The organism is Leifsonia aquatica, from assembly GCF_014190775.1.
Classification (GTDB): domain Bacteria; phylum Actinomycetota; class Actinomycetes; order Actinomycetales; family Microbacteriaceae; genus Leifsonia; species Leifsonia aquatica.
The window spans coordinates 1,912,805-1,929,477 of sequence record NZ_JACHVP010000001.1; the positions used below are offsets into that span (position 1 = coordinate 1,912,805).

Annotated in this window: 15 protein-coding genes; 6 read left to right on the top strand and 9 right to left on the bottom strand. The window is 71.7% G+C overall.

Annotated elements, in window-relative coordinates; translation table 11 throughout:
• Positions 1–30 precede the first annotated feature (30 nt).
• Both FHX33_RS09180 and FHX33_RS09185 read right to left on the bottom strand, forming a co-directional pair.
• The gene (locus tag FHX33_RS09180; RefSeq protein WP_021762459.1) at positions 31–849 is read right to left on the bottom strand and encodes an ABC transporter permease; all 819 of its coding nucleotides are present in this window, start codon (positions 847–849) and stop codon (positions 31–33) included.
• The gene (locus FHX33_RS09185) at positions 846–1,862 is read right to left on the bottom strand and encodes a daunorubicin resistance protein DrrA family ABC transporter ATP-binding protein (protein ID WP_021762458.1); all 1,017 of its coding nucleotides are present in this window, start codon (positions 1,860–1,862) and stop codon (positions 846–848) included. The genes FHX33_RS09180 and FHX33_RS09185 overlap by 4 nt, the downstream gene beginning before the upstream one ends.
• A gap of 227 nt (positions 1,863–2,089) precedes the next feature.
• On the opposite strand from FHX33_RS09185, the gene FHX33_RS09190 reads away from it, so the two are divergent.
• Together FHX33_RS09190 and FHX33_RS09195 are read left to right on the top strand one after the other, a co-directional pair.
• Positions 2,090–3,475 (top strand): L-serine ammonia-lyase, encoded by a 1,386-nt coding sequence (locus tag FHX33_RS09190; protein ID WP_021762457.1) that lies wholly within the window; start codon positions 2,090–2,092, stop codon positions 3,473–3,475.
• Between the two features lie 288 nt (positions 3,476–3,763).
• The gene (locus FHX33_RS09195) at positions 3,764–4,657 is read left to right on the top strand and encodes a rhodanese-like domain-containing protein (protein ID WP_183428369.1); all 894 of its coding nucleotides are present in this window, start codon (positions 3,764–3,766) and stop codon (positions 4,655–4,657) included.
• Here the strand turns inward: FHX33_RS09195 and FHX33_RS09200 are convergent.
• Positions 4,608–7,433: an FAD-linked oxidase C-terminal domain-containing protein gene (locus FHX33_RS09200; RefSeq protein WP_183428370.1), complete on the bottom strand. Its 2,826-nt coding sequence runs from the start codon at positions 7,431–7,433 to the stop codon at positions 4,608–4,610. The genes FHX33_RS09195 and FHX33_RS09200 overlap by 50 nt on opposite strands.
• Entirely contained in the window at positions 7,430–8,359 is a 930-nt protein-coding gene (locus tag FHX33_RS09205; RefSeq protein WP_183428371.1) for a BadF/BadG/BcrA/BcrD ATPase family protein, read from the bottom strand. The genes FHX33_RS09200 and FHX33_RS09205 overlap by 4 nt, the downstream gene beginning before the upstream one ends.
• A 130-nt stretch (positions 8,360–8,489) precedes the next feature.
• Between FHX33_RS09205 and FHX33_RS09210 the strand changes: the two genes are divergently transcribed.
• On the top strand, positions 8,490–9,404 hold the full coding sequence (locus FHX33_RS09210) for a MurR/RpiR family transcriptional regulator (RefSeq protein ID WP_246396892.1): 915 nt from the start codon (positions 8,490–8,492) through the stop codon (positions 9,402–9,404).
• An 84-nt stretch (positions 9,405–9,488) separates the two neighbouring features.
• Complete coding sequence (locus FHX33_RS09215; protein ID WP_021762489.1) at positions 9,489–9,977, top strand: glutathione peroxidase; 489 nt, start codon at positions 9,489–9,491, stop codon at positions 9,975–9,977.
• A gap of 27 nt (positions 9,978–10,004) precedes the next feature.
• On the opposite strand, the gene FHX33_RS09220 is transcribed toward FHX33_RS09215, so the two are convergent.
• Complete coding sequence (locus FHX33_RS09220) at positions 10,005–10,274, bottom strand: hypothetical protein (RefSeq protein ID WP_021762490.1); 270 nt, start codon at positions 10,272–10,274, stop codon at positions 10,005–10,007.
• Between the two features lie 81 nt (positions 10,275–10,355).
• Here FHX33_RS09220 and FHX33_RS09225 point away from each other — a divergent pair, with 81 nt between their 5' ends.
• Positions 10,356–10,766 (top strand): TraR/DksA family transcriptional regulator, encoded by a 411-nt coding sequence (locus tag FHX33_RS09225; protein ID WP_021762491.1) that lies wholly within the window; start codon positions 10,356–10,358, stop codon positions 10,764–10,766.
• A gap of 61 nt (positions 10,767–10,827) precedes the next feature.
• Here the strand turns inward: FHX33_RS09225 and rhaS are convergent, their stop codons facing one another.
• Genes rhaS through FHX33_RS09245 form a run of 4 tightly spaced genes read right to left on the bottom strand, consistent with a single transcriptional unit; the run spans position 10,828 to position 15,524 of the window.
• On the bottom strand, positions 10,828–11,874 hold the full coding sequence (gene rhaS, locus FHX33_RS09230; protein WP_021762492.1) for a rhamnose ABC transporter substrate-binding protein: 1,047 nt from the start codon (positions 11,872–11,874) through the stop codon (positions 10,828–10,830).
• Between the two features lie 37 nt (positions 11,875–11,911).
• Complete coding sequence (locus FHX33_RS09235; protein ID WP_021762493.1) at positions 11,912–12,952, bottom strand: ABC transporter permease; 1,041 nt, start codon at positions 12,950–12,952, stop codon at positions 11,912–11,914.
• Positions 12,949–13,998 carry an ABC transporter permease gene (locus tag FHX33_RS09240; protein WP_021762494.1) on the bottom strand — a complete coding sequence of 350 codons (1,050 nt, stop codon included), beginning with the start codon at positions 13,996–13,998 and terminating at the stop codon, positions 12,949–12,951. The genes FHX33_RS09235 and FHX33_RS09240 overlap by 4 nt, the downstream gene beginning before the upstream one ends.
• Positions 13,995–15,524 carry an ATP-binding cassette domain-containing protein gene (locus FHX33_RS09245; protein ID WP_179701685.1) on the bottom strand — a complete coding sequence of 510 codons (1,530 nt, stop codon included), beginning with the start codon at positions 15,522–15,524 and terminating at the stop codon, positions 13,995–13,997. Before FHX33_RS09245 ends, FHX33_RS09240 begins: the two co-directional genes overlap by 4 nt.
• A gap of 127 nt (positions 15,525–15,651) precedes the next feature.
• Here FHX33_RS09245 and FHX33_RS09250 point away from each other — a divergent pair, with 127 nt between their 5' ends.
• On the top strand, positions 15,652–16,671 hold the full coding sequence (locus FHX33_RS09250) for a LacI family DNA-binding transcriptional regulator (protein ID WP_021765531.1): 1,020 nt from the start codon (positions 15,652–15,654) through the stop codon (positions 16,669–16,671).
• Positions 16,672–16,673 lie beyond the last annotated feature (2 nt).

Sequence of the window (16,673 nt, forward strand, 5' to 3'; positions counted from 1 at the left end):
TGCGACGGCCGCTGTCCGCGAGCGCCGGGCCTAGGCCTTGCGCATGTACGCCCGGACGGTGAGCGGGGCGAAGACCGCCACGATCACGGCCGCGCCGAGCAGTGCCCACCAGCCGTCTGCGGGGAACGTGCCGTTGTTGGCGAGGTCCCGCACCGCCGTGACCAGGTGCGACACCGGGTTGATGTTCACGAAGGTCTGCAGCCAGTCCGGGAGGGTGCTCGACTGCACGAACGCGTTCGAGAAGAACGTGAGCGGGAAGAGCACGAGGAACGAGATCCCCTGGACCGAACCCGCCGTGCGGGCGATCACGCCGAAGAAGGCGAAGATCCAGCTGATCGCCCAGGCGCAGACGATGACGAGCAGGCCGGCCAGGATGACGAACCCGATGCCCGCAGCGGGGCGCCAGCCCATGACGAACCCGGTGAGGAACGTGATGGTCGTCGCGATCGCGTAGCGCAGCGTGTCCGCGAGCAGCGCACCCGAGAGCGGGGCGATGCGCGCGATCGGCATCGACTTGAACCGGTCGAACACACCCTTGTCCATGTCCTCCCGCAGCTGCACGCCGGTGACGACGGAGGTCGTGATCACCGTCTGGGCAAGGATGCCGGGGATGAGGTAAGGCAGGTACGCGCTCACGCCTCCGGCGAGCGCGCCGCCGAACAGCAGGGCGAACATGATGGTGAAGATGATCGGCTGCAGTGTGACGTCGAACAGCTGCTCGGGCGTCCGCTTGATCTTCAGGAGGCCGCGGCGGGCCATGGTCAGGGTGTTGGCCAGGGTCTGGCGCACGCTGACGTGGTTCTTCAGATTCCGCTCCGAGGGCGGTGTGATGGTGGCGATGGCGCTCATGCCCGGACTCCTTCTGCTGCGGCGGCCTTCTCGGTGTCGGTGGACTCCGCGTCGGCGTTCTCCTCTTCGACGCCGTGGCCCGTGAGGGTGAGGAACACCTCGTCGAGGGTCGGCTTCTGGACGGACATCTCCGCCAGGTGGATGCCCGCCTCGCGGAACGTGATGAACAGGTCGGTCACCGCGTCGGCGTCGCGCATCGGCGCGGTCAGGCGCGCTCCCTCGGGGGAGACGACCGCGTCGACGCCGAGCACCGTCGCGATCGCACGGCGGGCGTCCTCGACGTCGGCCGCGTCGGCGAGGCGCAGCTGCAGCGAGGACTCGCCGACGGACGCCTTGAGCTCGTCGCTGGTGCCCTCGGCGACCACGCGGCCGCGGTCGATGACCGCGATCCGGTCGGCCAGCTGGTCGGCCTCGTCCAGGTACTGCGTGGTGAGCAGCACGGTGGAGCCGGTGGAGACGAGTCGCCGGATGGTGTCCCACATCTGCGAGCGGGTGCGCGGGTCGAGGCCCGTGGTCGGCTCGTCGAGGAAGATCAGCGGCGGCTGCGCGATGAGGCTGGCGGCCAGGTCGAGCCGGCGGCGCATGCCGCCGGAGAACTTCTTGAGCGGGCGCTTGGCCGCGTCGGTGAGCCCGAACTCCTCGAGGAGCTCGGCGGTCTTGGCCTTGGCCTCCCGGCCGCTCAGCCCGAGCAGCCGGGCGAAGATCATGAGGTTCTCGTTGGCCGAGAGCGTCTCGTCGACCGACGCGAACTGCGCCGTGACGCCGAGGAGCTGGCGCACGATCTGCTGCTCCTTGCGGATGTCGTGGCCGAAGATGGTGGCCTCGCCGGCATCCGGCTTCAGCAGGGTGGCGAGCATGGAGATGGTGGTGGTCTTGCCGGCGCCGTTCGGCCCCAGCACACCGTAGACGGTGCCGGCGCGGACGTTGAGGTCGACGCCGTCCACCGCGCGGTTGTCGCCGAAGACCTTGACGAGCCCGTGGGCTTCGACCGCCCATTCGGAGCTGCGAGTCATGGTGGTCCTTCCTTTCGGATCGGTTGATGTCTCGATGCTGCCGCCGCCCGCTTGCACGGCCCTTACGCGCCGCTTACAGCGCCGAGCGGGCAGTGAAAGCGCCCGTGAAAGGGTCGGGCGCAGGTCCGCGAAGGGGCATCGCCACGCGCGGCCGTCGCGCACGATCCCTGCGCCGTATCGCGCCCGCACGCCGATTCCGTGCGCACAGCCCGACGTAGACTGGGGATGTGACAGCGTACGTCTCGGCCTTCGACCTCTTCTCGATCGGCATCGGTCCCTCGAGTTCGCACACCGTCGGACCCCTGCGGGCCGCCCGCGCGTTCGCCGTCCGACTGCAGGAGGAGGGCATCCTCGACCGCATCGACCAGGTCACCTGCACGTTGTACGGCTCCCTCGGCTCGACCGGGATCGGCCACGGTACCCCCGACGCGGTCGTCGCCGGGCTGCGCGGCCTCGAACCCGAGAGCTGCCGCCCGGAGGACGTCCGCGGCGCGTGGAGCGGTCTCGCCGACGACGCCACGATCGCGCTCGCCGGTGCGCGGGAGATCCCGTTCTCGCGCGACGACATCGACTTCGAGCCGCGCACCCGTCTGCCCGGTCACCCCAATGCGCTGACCCTGCGTGCGTGGGGACGCGCCGCGGACGGCGAACGCGAGCCGCTCCCCCTGCGGGAGGAGACCTACTACTCGATCGGCGGCGGCTTCATCCGCCGCGACGGCGAGGAGGCCGACCTGGCCGCGCGCGCCTCCCATCCCCTCCCCTACGACACCGCGGAGGAGCTGCTGGCGATCTGCGAGCGGCTCGACATCCCGATCTGCGAGGTCGCCCGGCGCAACGAGGCGGCCCTGCACGGCGAGGAGCGCACGGCCGAGCGGCTCGATCTGATCTGGGAGGCGATGGCGGAGTGCGTCGCCAACGGCCTCGCCGGAAGGGGGACCCTCCCGGGCGGACTGCAGGTCCCGCGCCGCGCGGCCGCCATGCGCGAGCACCTGGAGCGCGTGCAGGACGACCCCGGCCGGGCGACGGCCCTGGAGTGGCTGCACGCGTTCGCGCTGGCCGTCAACGAGGAGAACGCGTCCGGCGGCCGCGTCGTCACCGCGCCGACCAACGGCGCTGCGGGCATCGTGCCGGCCGTGGCCCACTACTACCTGCGCTTCGTGCCCGGTGCGACCGCCGACGGCATCCGCCGCTACCTGCTGACCGCGACGGCGATCGGCTCGCTCTTCAAGGCGAACGCCTCCATCTCGGGCGCCGAGGGAGGCTGCCAGGCCGAGGTCGGGTCGGCCTGCGCGATGGCCGCGGGGGCCCTGTGCGCGGTGCTCGGCGGCACTCCGCGTCAGGTCGAGAACGCCGCGGAGATCGCGATGGAGCACCACCTCGGACTCACCTGCGACCCGGTCGGCGGCCTGGTGCAGATCCCGTGCATCGAGCGCAACGCGATCGCCTCCTCCACCGCGGTCTCGGCCGCCCGCCTCGCCCTGCACGGCGACGGCTCGCACCTCGTCTCGCTCGACACCGTGATCGAGACCATGCGGCAGACCGGCATCGACATGTCCACCAAGTACAAGGAGACCAGCGAGGGCGGCCTCGCGGTGAACGTCATCGAGTGCTGAGCGCCGCGGCGCGCTCCCGCCCGCCGCGCGCCCGCCTGTCTCGCGAAGGGTGAGTAGTTGCGGGTATTGCGGGGCGATCACCCGCAACAACTCACGCCTCGCGAGAAGTCATCCACAGGTCGCCTGCCGCCCGGCCGCGAGGGGTGAGTAGTTGCGGGTACTCCGGGGCGAATACCCGCAACTACTCACACCTCGCGAGCGGTCGCGCGGCTAGCGCGTCCGGCGGCCGGTTACGCCGCGTTGCGCAGGGGGCTGCCGGGCGTCGGTGGCGCCCCCTAGCGTGGTCCCGTGAGCACGACACCCGCATCCGCCGCCGACCGTTCGACCGCGCTCGGCGCCGCCCTGGCCGGGCCGTTGGTCTCCACGCAGTGGCTGTGCGACCACCTCGGCTCCGACGGGCTCGTCGTGCTCGACGCGACGGTCGTCCCGGCCACCGGCGCCGACGGACGCCCGACCTTCGTCAGCGGGCTCGATCAGTACCTGGTGGAGGGGCACATCCCGGGCGCCGTCTTCGCCGAGTTGCTCGACGGGTTCAGCGACGCGACGGGCCCGTACTCGTTCACGCGCCCGGATGCGGCAGCGTTCGCAGCGGCTGCGGAAGCGGTCGGCGTCGACGCCGGGACGACGGTCGTGATCTACGACGCGGCCGCCGGCCAGTGGGCCGCCCGACTGTGGTGGCTGTTCCGCTCGTTCGGCCACGAGGGTGTTGCAGTTCTCGACGGCGGCGCCACCGCCTGGCGCGCCGAAGGGCGCCCCGTCGCCCGCGGGCACGTCGAGCCGCGCACAGGCTCCGGCTTCGCCGCCGCCGAACAGCCGGGCTTCTGGGCCGACAAGAGCACGGTCGCCGAGATCACCGCGGGCGACCGCACGGCCACACTGCTGTGCGGGCTTCCGGCGCGCGACTTCGCCGCCCGCCACATCCCGGGCAGCCTCAGCGTGCCGGCCGGGCGCCTGGTCTCGCGGGAGACCAACACGTTCCTGCCCGCGCGGGAGCTGCGGGAGCTGTTCGCCGACGCGCTGGCCTCGCCCGATCCGATCGTCGCGTACTGCCGCAGCGGCATCGCCGCGACCGCCGACGCGCTCGCGCTGGCCGTGCTCGGCCGCACAGACGTCGCGGTCTACGATGCGTCCCTCAGCGAGTGGACGGCCGACCCGCAGGCGCCGCTGGCCTCGGTCGCGTAGCCTCCTCCACGACCTCCAGGATGTGGCGGTACCGCTGTCCGGTCGCCCGCGACAGCCCGAGCTCGCAGGTGCGGTTGGCCGACGCGTAGGCGGTCACGGTCCCGGCGGCCGCCGCCTCCGCCGCCAGCACGCCGACCTCGGCCGCCTCGCGCTCGGTGGCGGAGGCCGTCAGCTCGGGATGCAGCAGCCCGCGGTCTCCCGCGAACGCGCAGCACCCGGCGTCGATCGGCACCGTCACGTCGGCGGCGACGGCCTCGGCGACGCGCCGCAGCGCGCCGTCGACGCCCAGACGCTGGGTCGAGCAGGTGGGGTGCAGCACCAGCGACGGCAGCTCGTCCACCACGTCGAGGCCCGGCAGGAGCGCGGTCGCGGCGAAGTCCACGGAGTCCACGAACCGCAGCCGGCTGTAGTCGCCGCCGGCCTTCACCGCCGCGTCGCGCAGCGCCTCCAGGCCCTCGGTGCAGGAGGCCGCGTCGCAGACGACGGGCAGCTCGCCGCCACGGGAGGCCGCGAGCAGCGCGGGCAGCACGCGCTCGGACATGCGCTCGTTACCGTCGTGGAAGCCCTTCGACTTCCACGGCGTTCCGCAGCACATCGACGAGATGCCGTCGGGCACGGTCACCTCGACGCCGGCGCGCTCGCAGAGGGCGAGAAACGCGGCCGTCGAGCCCATCCCACCGCCCTCGGCCCCGAACATCGTGCCGATGCAGGCGGCGAAGAACACGGCCTGCGGCTCGGCAGCGGTCCGCGGCGAACGGCGCGTGCCGCCCCGGGGCAGGCCGGCGTCGTAGCGGGGCACGGTGTCCGCGCCGAGCAATGCACGGCCGACGTCCGTCGCCGCGCGCACCAGCGGCGCCGGGAGCGCATCGGCTACGGTGAGCGCCACGCCTCCCCCGCGACTCACCGGTCCCCACGCGGCGGCGGCCGCATCCCACGCCCCGGCGGCGACGCGGGAGGCGGACTCCCCGCGGAGCAGGCGCACCAGATCACCCGTGTTGATGTTGACCGGGCACGCCGTCTGGCACATCCCATCGACCGCGCAGGTCTGCACGCCCGCGTACTCGTAGTCGTCGCGCAGCTCGGCGGCGAGCGCCTCGTCGCCCGCCAGCTGTGCCGCCCGCAGCTCCCGCCGCAGCACGATGCGCTGGCGCGGGGTGAGGGTGAGGTCGCGGGAGGGACAGGCCGGTTCGCAGTAGCCGCACTCGACGCAGCGGTCGACCTCGTCCTCGACCGGCGGCGCGGTCTTGAGGTCGCGCAGGTACGAGTCCGGGTCGTCGCTCAGCAGCACGCCCGGGTTGAGGATGCCGTGCGGGTCGAACAGCCGCTTGACCTCCTGCATCACCGCGTAGAGCTCGTCGCCGTACTGGCGGCGGACGAACGGCGCCATGATGCGGCCCGTGCCGTGCTCGGCCTTGAGCGAGCCGCCGAGGCCGAGGATCAGCTCGACCATGTCGTCGGTGAAGGCGCGGTACCGGTCGACGCCGCTGGGCTCCCCCAGCCGCTCGCTGAGCATGAAGTGGATGTTGCCGTCCTTCGCGTGCCCGAAGATCACGCTGTCCTCGTAGCCGTGGGCGGCGAACAGGTCGCGCAGGCCGGCGCAGGCGTCGAGCAGGGTCGGCACCGGCACGACGACGTCCTCGAGCAGGGCGGTGGTGCCGGGTGCGCGGGCTTCGGCGACCGTCGTGTAGAGGCCCTTGCGGATGTGCCAGAGGGCCGCGCGCTCGGCCGCGTCGGTCGTGAAGCGCAGCGGGAGGCTGAGCGGCAGGGCGTCGAAGACCGGCGCCGCGTCGGCGCGCGCGGCCTCGGCGGCCTGCGCGTCCGGCCCGTGGAACTCGATCAGGAAGGCGGCGTGGTCGTCGATCGTCAGCTCCCGCAGCTCCGTGGGCGCGTCGTCGGCGCGGGCGGCCAGGCGCAGGGAGGTGGAGTCCATCAGTTCGACGGTCGCCGCGCCGGTGGCCACGATCGCGGGCAGGGCGGCGGTGGCCTCACGCAGGGTCGCGAACACCGCGAGCGCCGTCGTCGCGGCGGGATGCAGCGTGACCGTACGGAAGACCGCCTCGGCCACGAAGCCGAGGGTGCCCTCGCTGCCGACGATGAGATGGGTCAGGATGTCGACCGCGCTGTCGAAGTCGAGGAACGCATTGATGCCGTAGCCCATGGTGTTCTTCATGGCGAAGAAGCGCTCGACGGTCGCCACCGAGGCCGGGTCGGCGCGCACGCGGTCGCGCAGTGCGAGCAGCCCGGCGTGCAGCTCCGGCTCGGCGGCGCGCAGGCGCTCGTCGGCGTCGGCGAGGGAGGTGTCGAGCACCGTCCCGCTGGGGAGCACCACGACGAGCGATTCCAGGGTCCGGTAGGTGTTCTTCTCGATGCCGCAGGCCATGCCGCTCGAGTTGTTCGCGACGACGCCGCCGATCGTGCAGGCGATCTCGCTCGCCGGGTCGGGCCCGAGCTTGCGCCCGTGCCGGGCGAGGCGGGCGTTCACCTGGCGGACGGTCATCCCGGGCTGCACCCGCACGCGCGCGCCGCCGTCGAGCACATCGGCGGTGCGGAACGCGTGGCGCGTGTCGGCGAGGACCCCGGCCGTCACCCCCTGGCCAGACAGGCTGGTGCCGCCCGAACGGAACGTCACCGGCAGACCGCGATCGCGGGCGGAGACGAGGAGCTCGGCGACCTCCTGAGCCGTGCCCGGGCGGGCGACCTCGGCGGGGACCAGCAGGTAGTGCGACGCGTCGTGCGCGGCCGCGTGGCGGTCGATGGCTTTCGTGGAGGCGGTCACGGTCGGTCTCCTGCAGGGTCGATGGTGAGGTAGGGCGGGTGACCGCCGGCGGGCAGGCCGTCCGCGTCGGCCAGGAGGAGTGCGCCGTCGAGCGGGCGCACCGCCGGGGTCAGCAGTTCCACACCCGGAGCCGTCTGAGCGAGACGTTCGCGCAGCGGGTCGAGCAGCAGCGCACCGACCCCGGTCACGCCGCCGATCACGGCCAGCCTGCGCGGGACGGGCGCGGCGAGCAATGCCCCCGCCGTCGCGGCGAGCGCCTCCGCGGCGTCGCGCCAGATCCCCAGCGCGACCGCATCCCCTGCCCGGGCGGCATCGGCGACCGCGGGAGCGAAGGAGGCGAGGACGCCCGCGCGATCGCCGCGGGTGTACAGGCGCGACGGGAGGCTCTCGGCCGGCCCGAGCAGACGCTCGGCGGCGGCCAGCAGCACGGGCGATCCGCCGGGGCGGCCGTCGTGCTCGCGCACCGCAGCGCGCAACCCCGCGAGGCCGATCCACGCGCCGCCACCCTCATCGCCGAGGAGGTGGCCCCAGCCGTCGGCCCGGCGCCAGAACTCGTGGAAGTCCGTCGCGAGCCCGACCACGCCCGTCCCGACCGCGAGCACGGCGCCGCCGTCGAGGCCGAGGGCGGCCGCGGCAGCCGTCACGGCGTCGGAGGCGAGCAGGAGGCGCGCGTGCGGCCAGCGTCGGCGCAGCTCGGCGAGGACGGCGTCGGGCGGGGTCAGGCCGAGCAGGCCGCTCATCCCCACCGAGACCGTGGCGACGGCCGCGAGACCCGCCGTCGGCAGCCCGGCGAGCAGGTCGTCGAGCAGGGGCGCGACGCGGATGCCGTCGGGGCCGACGCTGACCCCGGGACCGGTCGCCGGCTCCTCCCCCGTGAGCGCCGCGCGCGAGCCGGTCCCGCCGATGTCGATCGCGAGCACGCTCACGCTCCGGTCACCCCGTCGATCCCTCGGCGCACGGCCGCCTCCTTCGTCGCACCCGCCGGTCCGCTCGGACCGCCAGGAAACACCATGACGCAAATTTACCGCCGATTCAATTCGAAGGAATATCGTTTACATGTCGCGTTCCTCCGGAACGCGCGGAGAGGACGCGATGAACGTGGACGCCGTCGCCCGCATCGGGCAGGCCCTTCCGGGCCTGCGCCCGTCGGAGCAGCGGGTCGGCCGGCTGATCCTGGCCGAGCCCGCCGCGGTCGTCGACCTGCCCATCACCGGCCTCGCCGAGCGCTGCGAGGTCTCCGTCGCCACCGTCGTCCGGTTCTGCCAGGCCGTCGGATACGCGGGATACGGCGCGCTGCGGCTCGACCTGGCCTCCACACGCGGGCGCGAGGAGGTGTCGCTCGGCCGGTTCGGTGTCGCCGACGCCGAGATCGCGCCCGACGACGACGGCCGCGACGTGCTGGCCAAGATCGCCTATCACGAGGCCCGCGCGATCGAATCGACCGCGGCCAGCGTCGACGTCCCGACCCTCGACGCGGTGGCCGACGCCGTGGTCGCCGCCGACCGCGTCGAGATCTACGGCGCCGCCTCCAGCAGCCTCGCCGCGATCGACCTGCAGCAGAAGCTGCACCGCATCGGCGTCATCGCCTTCAACACCAGCGACATCCACCTGGCGCTCACCGGCGCCGCCCTCCTGACCGAGCGGTCGGTCTCGATCGGGTTCTCGCACTCCGGGCTGACGCTGGAGGCCGTGGACAGCCTCCGGACGGCGCAACGGTCCGGAGCGACGACGGTCGCGGTCACGAACTTCCCCGCGTCGCCGATCGCGCAGCACGCCGACCATGTGCTCGTCACCAGCGCCAGCGAGACCCGCTACCGGCCGGGCGCGATGTCGAGCCGGATCGCGCAGCTCGCCGTCGTCGACTTCCTGTTCGTGCGCATCGTGCAGCGGCTCGACCCCGACTCCCTCCCCTCGCTGCAGCTGACCTACGACGCGGTACAGACCCACCGCCACCCGCACCGCGACGAGTGAGCAGCGGTTGAGCCGCCGCTGAGTCTTCGCTGTGGACCGCCTCCCGGCGCCCCGAGCCGCGCCGAGACGTCTTACGCTCGCATCATGAGCCTCATGGACATCCCCTTCAGCACCATCGACGGCGCTCCCGCCTCGCTCGCCGACTACTCCGGCAAGGTGATCCTGATCGTCAACGTGGCCTCCCGCTGCGGCCTGGCGCCGCAGTACGAGAAGCTCGAGAAGTTGCAGGAGACCTACGGCGATCGCGGCTTCACCGTGATCGGGTTCCCGAGCAACCAGTTCCTCCAGGAGCTGAGCTCGACCGACGCCATCAAGGAGTACTGCTCCACCACGTGGGGCGTGACCTTCCCGATGATGGAGAAGGTGCGCGTGAACGGCCGTTCGGCGCACCCCCTCTACGCGGAGCTGACCACGCACCCCGATCAGGCGGGCAAGGCCGGCAAGGTCAAGTGGAACTTCGAGAAGTTCGTGGTGACGCCCGACGGCGCCGTCCACCGCTTCCGTCCGACGACGGAGCCCGACGACCCGGCGATCCTCTCGCTGATCGAGGAGACCCTGCCCGCTGCGGCCTGAGCGCCGCCTCGGTGACCGGAGGCCGGTTCAGGCCCGGCGGAACCAGCGTCCGCCGACGCGCTCGGTGAGCCGCCAGCCGGATGTCTCGGCCAGTGCTCGCACGCTCGCCAGCGTGTGCTCGGCGATGTCGAGCGCCTCCGGCACGGACTCGGCGACGAAGCGGACGGTGAGGCGGGCCTCCCGTGCGACCACGTCGACACTCGAGGCCTCGACGACCGTCCGTTCGGCGGCGGCAGCTGCAGCGGCCGGCTCGACGGCCTGCGGGGCGACCCCGGCGCGCAGAGCGCCGACAGACACGATGACACGATAAGAAGGCACGGCTCCGAGCCTACGGGCGCAGCCGGGGTTACCCTCTGACGGGGGGAAAGGAGTGCGCCGATGCACACGACGGATACGGGAACGCTCGATCTCTACGGCGTGAGCGGTCTGAGCGAGGACGAGCTCGAGGAGTTCGCCGCCGTGCTCGATCGACGACGCCACGACGACATCGCCGAGGGCGAGCACATCGCCGAGACGCTGGGCTCGCTGCTGGCCTCGCGGTCGGAGTCGACCGCGGACGACGAGCACGATCCCGAGGGGCCCACGCTCAGCTCGGAGTGGAGCCGGTTGCAGGCGCTGCGCTCCGACACCGCGCGGGATCTGGCGGCCGTGGACGCCGCCGGCGAGCGCCTCCGCCTCGGCACCTTCGGCATCTGCGCCCACTGCGGCCGGCCGATCGGCGTCGACCGCCTGCGCGCCCGCCCGACCGCCGAGTTCTGCATCCACTGCGCGATCGCGTCCGAACGCTGAGAACGGGCCGGCGCACGCGGCGCAGACCCGTCCCCATCACCGCCTCGCGGCGGCGCGTCGATCAGAAGTTGAACTTGTCGATGTTGTCCTTGTTGAACACGTACGGGTCGCCCAGGAGCACGGTGTTGTCGTCACCCACCGTGAACTTGCCGAGCTTGCCCGCCTCGAAGGAGTCGCCCTTCTTGCCGGTGATGGTGCCGTCGATCAGCGCCTTGGCGGTGAAGGCCGCCAGGTAGCCGAGGTCCTCCGGGTTCCAGAGGGCGAACTCGTCGACGGTGCCGTCCTTGACGAACTCGCGCATCTGGTTCGGGGTGCCGAGCCCGGTCAGCTTGACCTTGCCCTTGGCGTCCGAGGTGGAGAGGTAGCGCGCGGCGGCCGCGACGCCCACCGTGGTCGGCGAGATGATGCCCTTCAGGTCCGGGTGGGTCTGGAGGAGCGCTGCGGTCTTGTCGAACGAGGTCTGGTCGTCGTCGTTGCCGTAGACGGTGTCGACGAGCTTGACGTTCGGGTGGTTCGCGGCGAGGTCCTTCTTCATCAGGTCGATCCAGGCGTTCTGGTTCGTCGCGTTGGCGGCGGCGGAGAGGATGGCGATCTCGCCGCTGTCCCCGATCTCCTTGGTGATGATGTCGACCTGGACCTTGGCGATGCCCTCGGCGGTCGCCTGGTTGACGAACACGTCGCGGTACTTGGCGTCGGTGTCGGAGTCGAACGTCACGATCTTCACCCCGGCCGACTTGGCCTGGGTGAGGGCGCTGCCGAGTGCCGTCGGGTCGTTGGCCGAGAGCACGATCGCGCCGACCTGCTGCTGGGTCAGGGTGTTGATGTAGCTGACCTGGGCGTCCGCGGTCGCGGTCGACGGGCCGACCTGGTTGTAGGTGCCCTTGAAGGACTTGATGGCGGTCTCGCCGCCCTTGTCCGAGGTGTCGAAGTACGGGTTGCCGAGGTTCTTGGGCAGGAAGGTGATCTTGTAGTTCTTGTCACCGCCGGAGGACGAGCTCGAGCCCGAGCCGGAGGAGCACGCGGTCAGCGCGAGCGCGACCGCGACGACTCCGGCGCCGACGGTGAGGAGCCGGCGCGTGGCGCGGCGCTTGGTGGAGGGCAACATCATTGTTCCTTTCGATGGTGGTTGCAGTGGTGCGGGAGGGTCAGGTGAGCGTTCTGTGCCTGGTCGCGCGGGAGGCCTTGAACCAGGCCAGCACCCGCGGCGAGAGCACGGAGACGATCAGCAGGACGCCGGTGATGATGTTGATGGCGTCGGAGCTGACGTTGGCGAGGCGGAGCGCGCTCTGCAGCACGCCGATGAGGAGCACGCCGGCGACGACGCCGTGGAGCGCGCCCTTTCCGCCGAAGATGGACACCCCGCCGAGGAGCACGGCGGCGATGACCGACAGCTCCAGGCCGGTCGCGTTGTCACCGCGGGCGCTGCCGTAGCGGAGCGTCCAGTAGATGCCGGCGAGGGCCGAGATCAGTCCGGTGAGCATGAAGGCGATGAACTTCGTGCGGGCGACGTTGACGCCCGAGAACGCCGCGGTCTCCTTGCTGAGTCCGAGGGCGAAGAGCCCGCGTCCGTACGGCGTCGCGTGCAGCACGACGGCGAACACGATGATCAGCACGACGACCAGGACCATCACCACGGGGATCCCGGAGGTGCCGAACCGCATCTGCACGAGGTTCTGCCAGAAGAACGGGAAGTCGGTGATCGCGGTGGTGCCGAGCAGACCGACGGCGATGCCGCGGAACAGCGCGAGCGTGCCGATGGTGACGGCGAGGGAGGGCAGGCCCACGACCGTGACGAGGAAGCCGTTGACGGCCCCTGCCAGCAGCCCGACCACGAGGCAGGCGACCATCGCCGCCTCGATCGGCCAGCCGGCCTTCGTCAGCACACCGAGCAGCACGCTGCTGAGGCCCAGGGTGCTCGCCACCGAGAGATCGATCTCGCCCGAGACGATCACGAAGGTCATCGGCAGGGCGATCATCAGGATGGGCGTCACGTCCAGCAGCAGGAAGCCCAGCGTCACGGTGGTGCCGAAGTTCGGGACGACCACCGAGGCGACCACGGCGACGACGATGAGGGCGCCGATCACCGCCGTCTCGCGCGTGAGCGTCCAGCGCTGCCAGAGCGGGCGGCTGTAGTCGGGGTACGTGCGGGGTGCCGCTGTCGTGGCGGCGGTGTCGATGCCGGTCATGCGCCGACCTCCCTTTCGGCGACGAGGCGGCGCGAGAGCCGCAGGGCGAGGACGCGGTCGAGGACGATGGCGCCGATGATGAGCACGCCGACCACCGCCTGCTGCCAGAAGTCCTGGATGCCGAGGATCGGCAGCGCCCGGTTGATCGTGAGCAGGAGCATCGCGCCGAGGGCGGCGCCGTACACCGAGCCGCTGCCGCCGAAGATGGCGACACCGCCGATGACGGCCGCGCCGACCGCCTGCAGTTCGAGCCCGGTGCCGGTCTGCGAGCTGACCGTGCCGTAGCGGGCGACGAACAGGACGCCGGCGAGCCCGGCGAGCGCGCCCGAGAGCACGAACGCGGTGAGCACGCGGCGGGTGACCTTCAGGCCGTAGAGCTCGGCGGCGGCCGGGTCGGACCCGATCGCGTAGAGCTCGCGGCCGCCGCGGCGGTTGCGCAGGTACCAGCCGGCGACGAGCAGCACCACGAGGGCGAGGATCGTCAGGTACGGGATGCTGAGGAACGATCCCGTGCCGAGGTTCAGGAACGCGGAGGGCACGTCGCTCGCGTTGATGCGGTTGCTGCCGGCCCAGAGCACGTTGATCCCGCGGTACGCGTAGAGCGTGCCGAGCGTGATCACCAGCGCGGGCACCTTGCCGTAGGCGACCAGGGCGCCGTTGACCAGCCCGAGCAGGCCGCCGGCGATCGCGCCGATCACGAACACCAGGATGATCGGGATGCCCGGGATGCCGACGAACAGCTGACCGGTCAGGTATGCCGTCAGCCCCACCACCGAGCCGACCGACAGGTCGACGTTGCGGGTGATGATGACGATCGCCTGGCCGATGGCGACGAGCGCCAGGATGGCCGGGGTCAGCAGCAGGTCGCGCCAGCCGTCGGGGCTGAACAGGAAGCCCGGGTTGATCGCCGTGGTCACCGCGATCACGATGATCAGCGCGACGAGGATGCCGGTCTCGCGGGCTCGCGTGAACGAGCGGAAGATCCGGCTCGCCGCGCTCGAACCGGCGGGTGCCGGGGCGGGCGGGGTGATGGTCGGGGCGGTCATCGTGCGGCCTCCTCGGCGGCGTGCGTGGCGGCGAACATGACGTTCTCGGCGTCGGCGTCGGCGCGATCCAGTTCGGCGGTGATGCGTCCCTCCCGCACGACGAGCACGCGGTCCGCCATCCCGAGCACCTCCGGCAGCTCGGACGAGATCATCAGGATGCCCATCCCCCGTCCGGCGAGCTCGGAGAGCAGGCGGTGCACCTCGGCCTTGGTGCCGACGTCGATGCCGCGGGTGGGCTCGTCGATGATGAGCACGCGCGGCTCGGTCGAGAGCCACTTGCCCAGGACGACCTTCTGCTGGTTGCCGCCGGAGAGCGTGCCGACCAGCGTGTCGAGAGCGTTGGTCTTCAGCTGCAGCCGACTCGCCCAGACGCGCGCCGACGCGTTCTCGGCGGAGTTGCGGATGAGGCCGAGCTTCGAGAGCCGGGTGCGGATCGCGAGGGTGGAGTTGCGCGCCACCGACTCCTCCAGCACGAGGCCCTGCTTGCGGCGGTCCTCGGGGACCAGCGCGAGGCCGGCGGCCATCGCGGCCGTCGGGCGGCGCTTCGGGATGGCGCGGCCGGCGAGCCGGACGGTGCCGCTGTCGTAGCCGTCGACGCCGAAGACCGCGCGGGCGATCTCGCTGCGCCCGGCGCCGACCAGGCCGGCGAGAGCCACGATCTCGCCGGAGCGGACGGTGAAGCGCACGTCGGCGAACACACCCGTCGACGTGAGCCCGTCGACCTCGAGGAGGGGCTCGCCGATCGTGGTCTCCTGCTTGGGGAACAGCTCGGTGACGTCGCGGCCGACCATGCGGCGCACGATCTCGTCCTCGGTGACCGCGGTCGTCGGGTCGGAGGAGACGAACGAGCCGTCGCGCATGACCGTGATCGTGTCGCAGAGCGAGAAGACCTCGTCGAAGCGGTGGGAGATGAAGACGATGCCGCGGCCCTCGTCGCGCAGGCTGCGGGCGACCGCGAAGAGCCGCTCGACCTCCACGCCCGAGAGCGCGGCGGTGGGCTCGTCCATGATCAGGAGGCGCGCGTCCAGCGAGACGGCCTTGGCGATCTCGATGATCTGCTGGTCGGCGATCGAGAGACCCTCGGCCAGGCGGTCGGGGTCGATGCGCACGCCGAGCCGGCGGAAGAGCGAGTCGACCTCCTGGCGCATGCGGCGGCGGTCGATGCGGCCGAGCCTGTCCGTGGGCTGGCGGCCCATGAAGACGTTCTCGGTGACCGACAGGTCGGGGAAGAGGGTGGGCTCCTGGTAGATGACCGCCACGCCCGCCTCCTTGGACTGAGCGGTCGTGGAGAAGTCGACGTCCTCGCCGCGGAGGCGGAACTCGCCCGCGTCGCGGCGGTACAGACCGGCGACGATCTTGACGAGCGTCGACTTGCCTGCTCCGTTCTCGCCGACGAGCGCGTGGATCGAGCCGGACTCGACGCGGATGCTGCCGGAGCGCAGGGCCACGACGGCCCCGAACGACTTCACCACCCGCGACAGTTCCAGCACCGGCGGTGCCACTGTCGTGGGGTTGCTGCTGGACACTGCTGCCTCCTCGTTGAGGTGAACGGATTCATGAATCGATTCATGGACGATTCAGCTACACTATATTTGGGGTGGGCGGCTCGGTCAAGCGCGGCCCGTGAACACGAGAACCGGACGAGGAGCAACGATGCAACCGGCCAGTATCCGGGATGTCGCGCAGCACGCGGGCGTCTCCGTCGGCACCGTTTCGAACGTCTTGAACCGGCCGGACGAGGTCTCGGCCGAGCTCGTCGTGCGCGTCACCCGCTCCATCCAGACCCTCGGCTACGTGCCGAACGACGCCGCTCGCCGGTTGCGCAAGGGCGTCAGCACGATCGTCGGGTTCGTCGTGCTCGACGGCCAGAACCCGTTCTTCAACGACGTGGTCCGCGGCGCGGAGGACGAGGCGTCGAAGCACAGCATCGCGATCCTCTACGGCAACACGGACGAGGACGTCGACCGGGAGCGCCTGTATCTCGATCTGTTCGAGGAGCAGCAGGTGCGCGGGGTGCTCATCGCGCCGTTCGGCGACATCCAGCCCCGCTTGGAGCATCTGCGTCAGCGCGGCATCCGCGCGGTGCTCGTCGACCGTTTCGGCGGCAGCAGCCGGTTCAGCTCGGTCTCGGTCGACAGTGTCGCGGGCGGCCGGATGGCGGTCGAGCACCTGATCGACACGGGACGGCGCCGGCTCGCGTTCGTGGGCGGCCCGTTCGAGATCCGGCAGGTGCAGGATCGGCTCGCCGGCGCCCGGGTCGCGGCGGAGAACGCCACGACCCCCGTCGAACTGGAGGTCGTGGCGACCGCGGCGATGACGGTCGAGCAGGGTGCGGAGGCGGGCGCCCGCATCCTGAGCCGCCCCCGGCACGAACTGCCGGACGCGCTGTTCGCCGCGAACGATCTGATCGCGCTCGGCCTCCTGCAGGCGATCGTGGCCGACGGCCGCGTGGTCGTGCCGGACGACATCGCGATCATCGGCTTCGACGACATCGCCTTCGCCGGCGCCGCGGCCGTCCCGCTGTCGTCCATGCGGCAGCCGCGCTCGATGATCGGGCGCACGGCGCTGCGCATCCTGCTGGAGGAGACGGGCGACCCCGAGCTCATCCCGCGGCAGACGGTGTTCCAGCCGGAGCTGGTGGCCCGGCGCTCCACCGCGCCGAAGGTTCGCTGAGG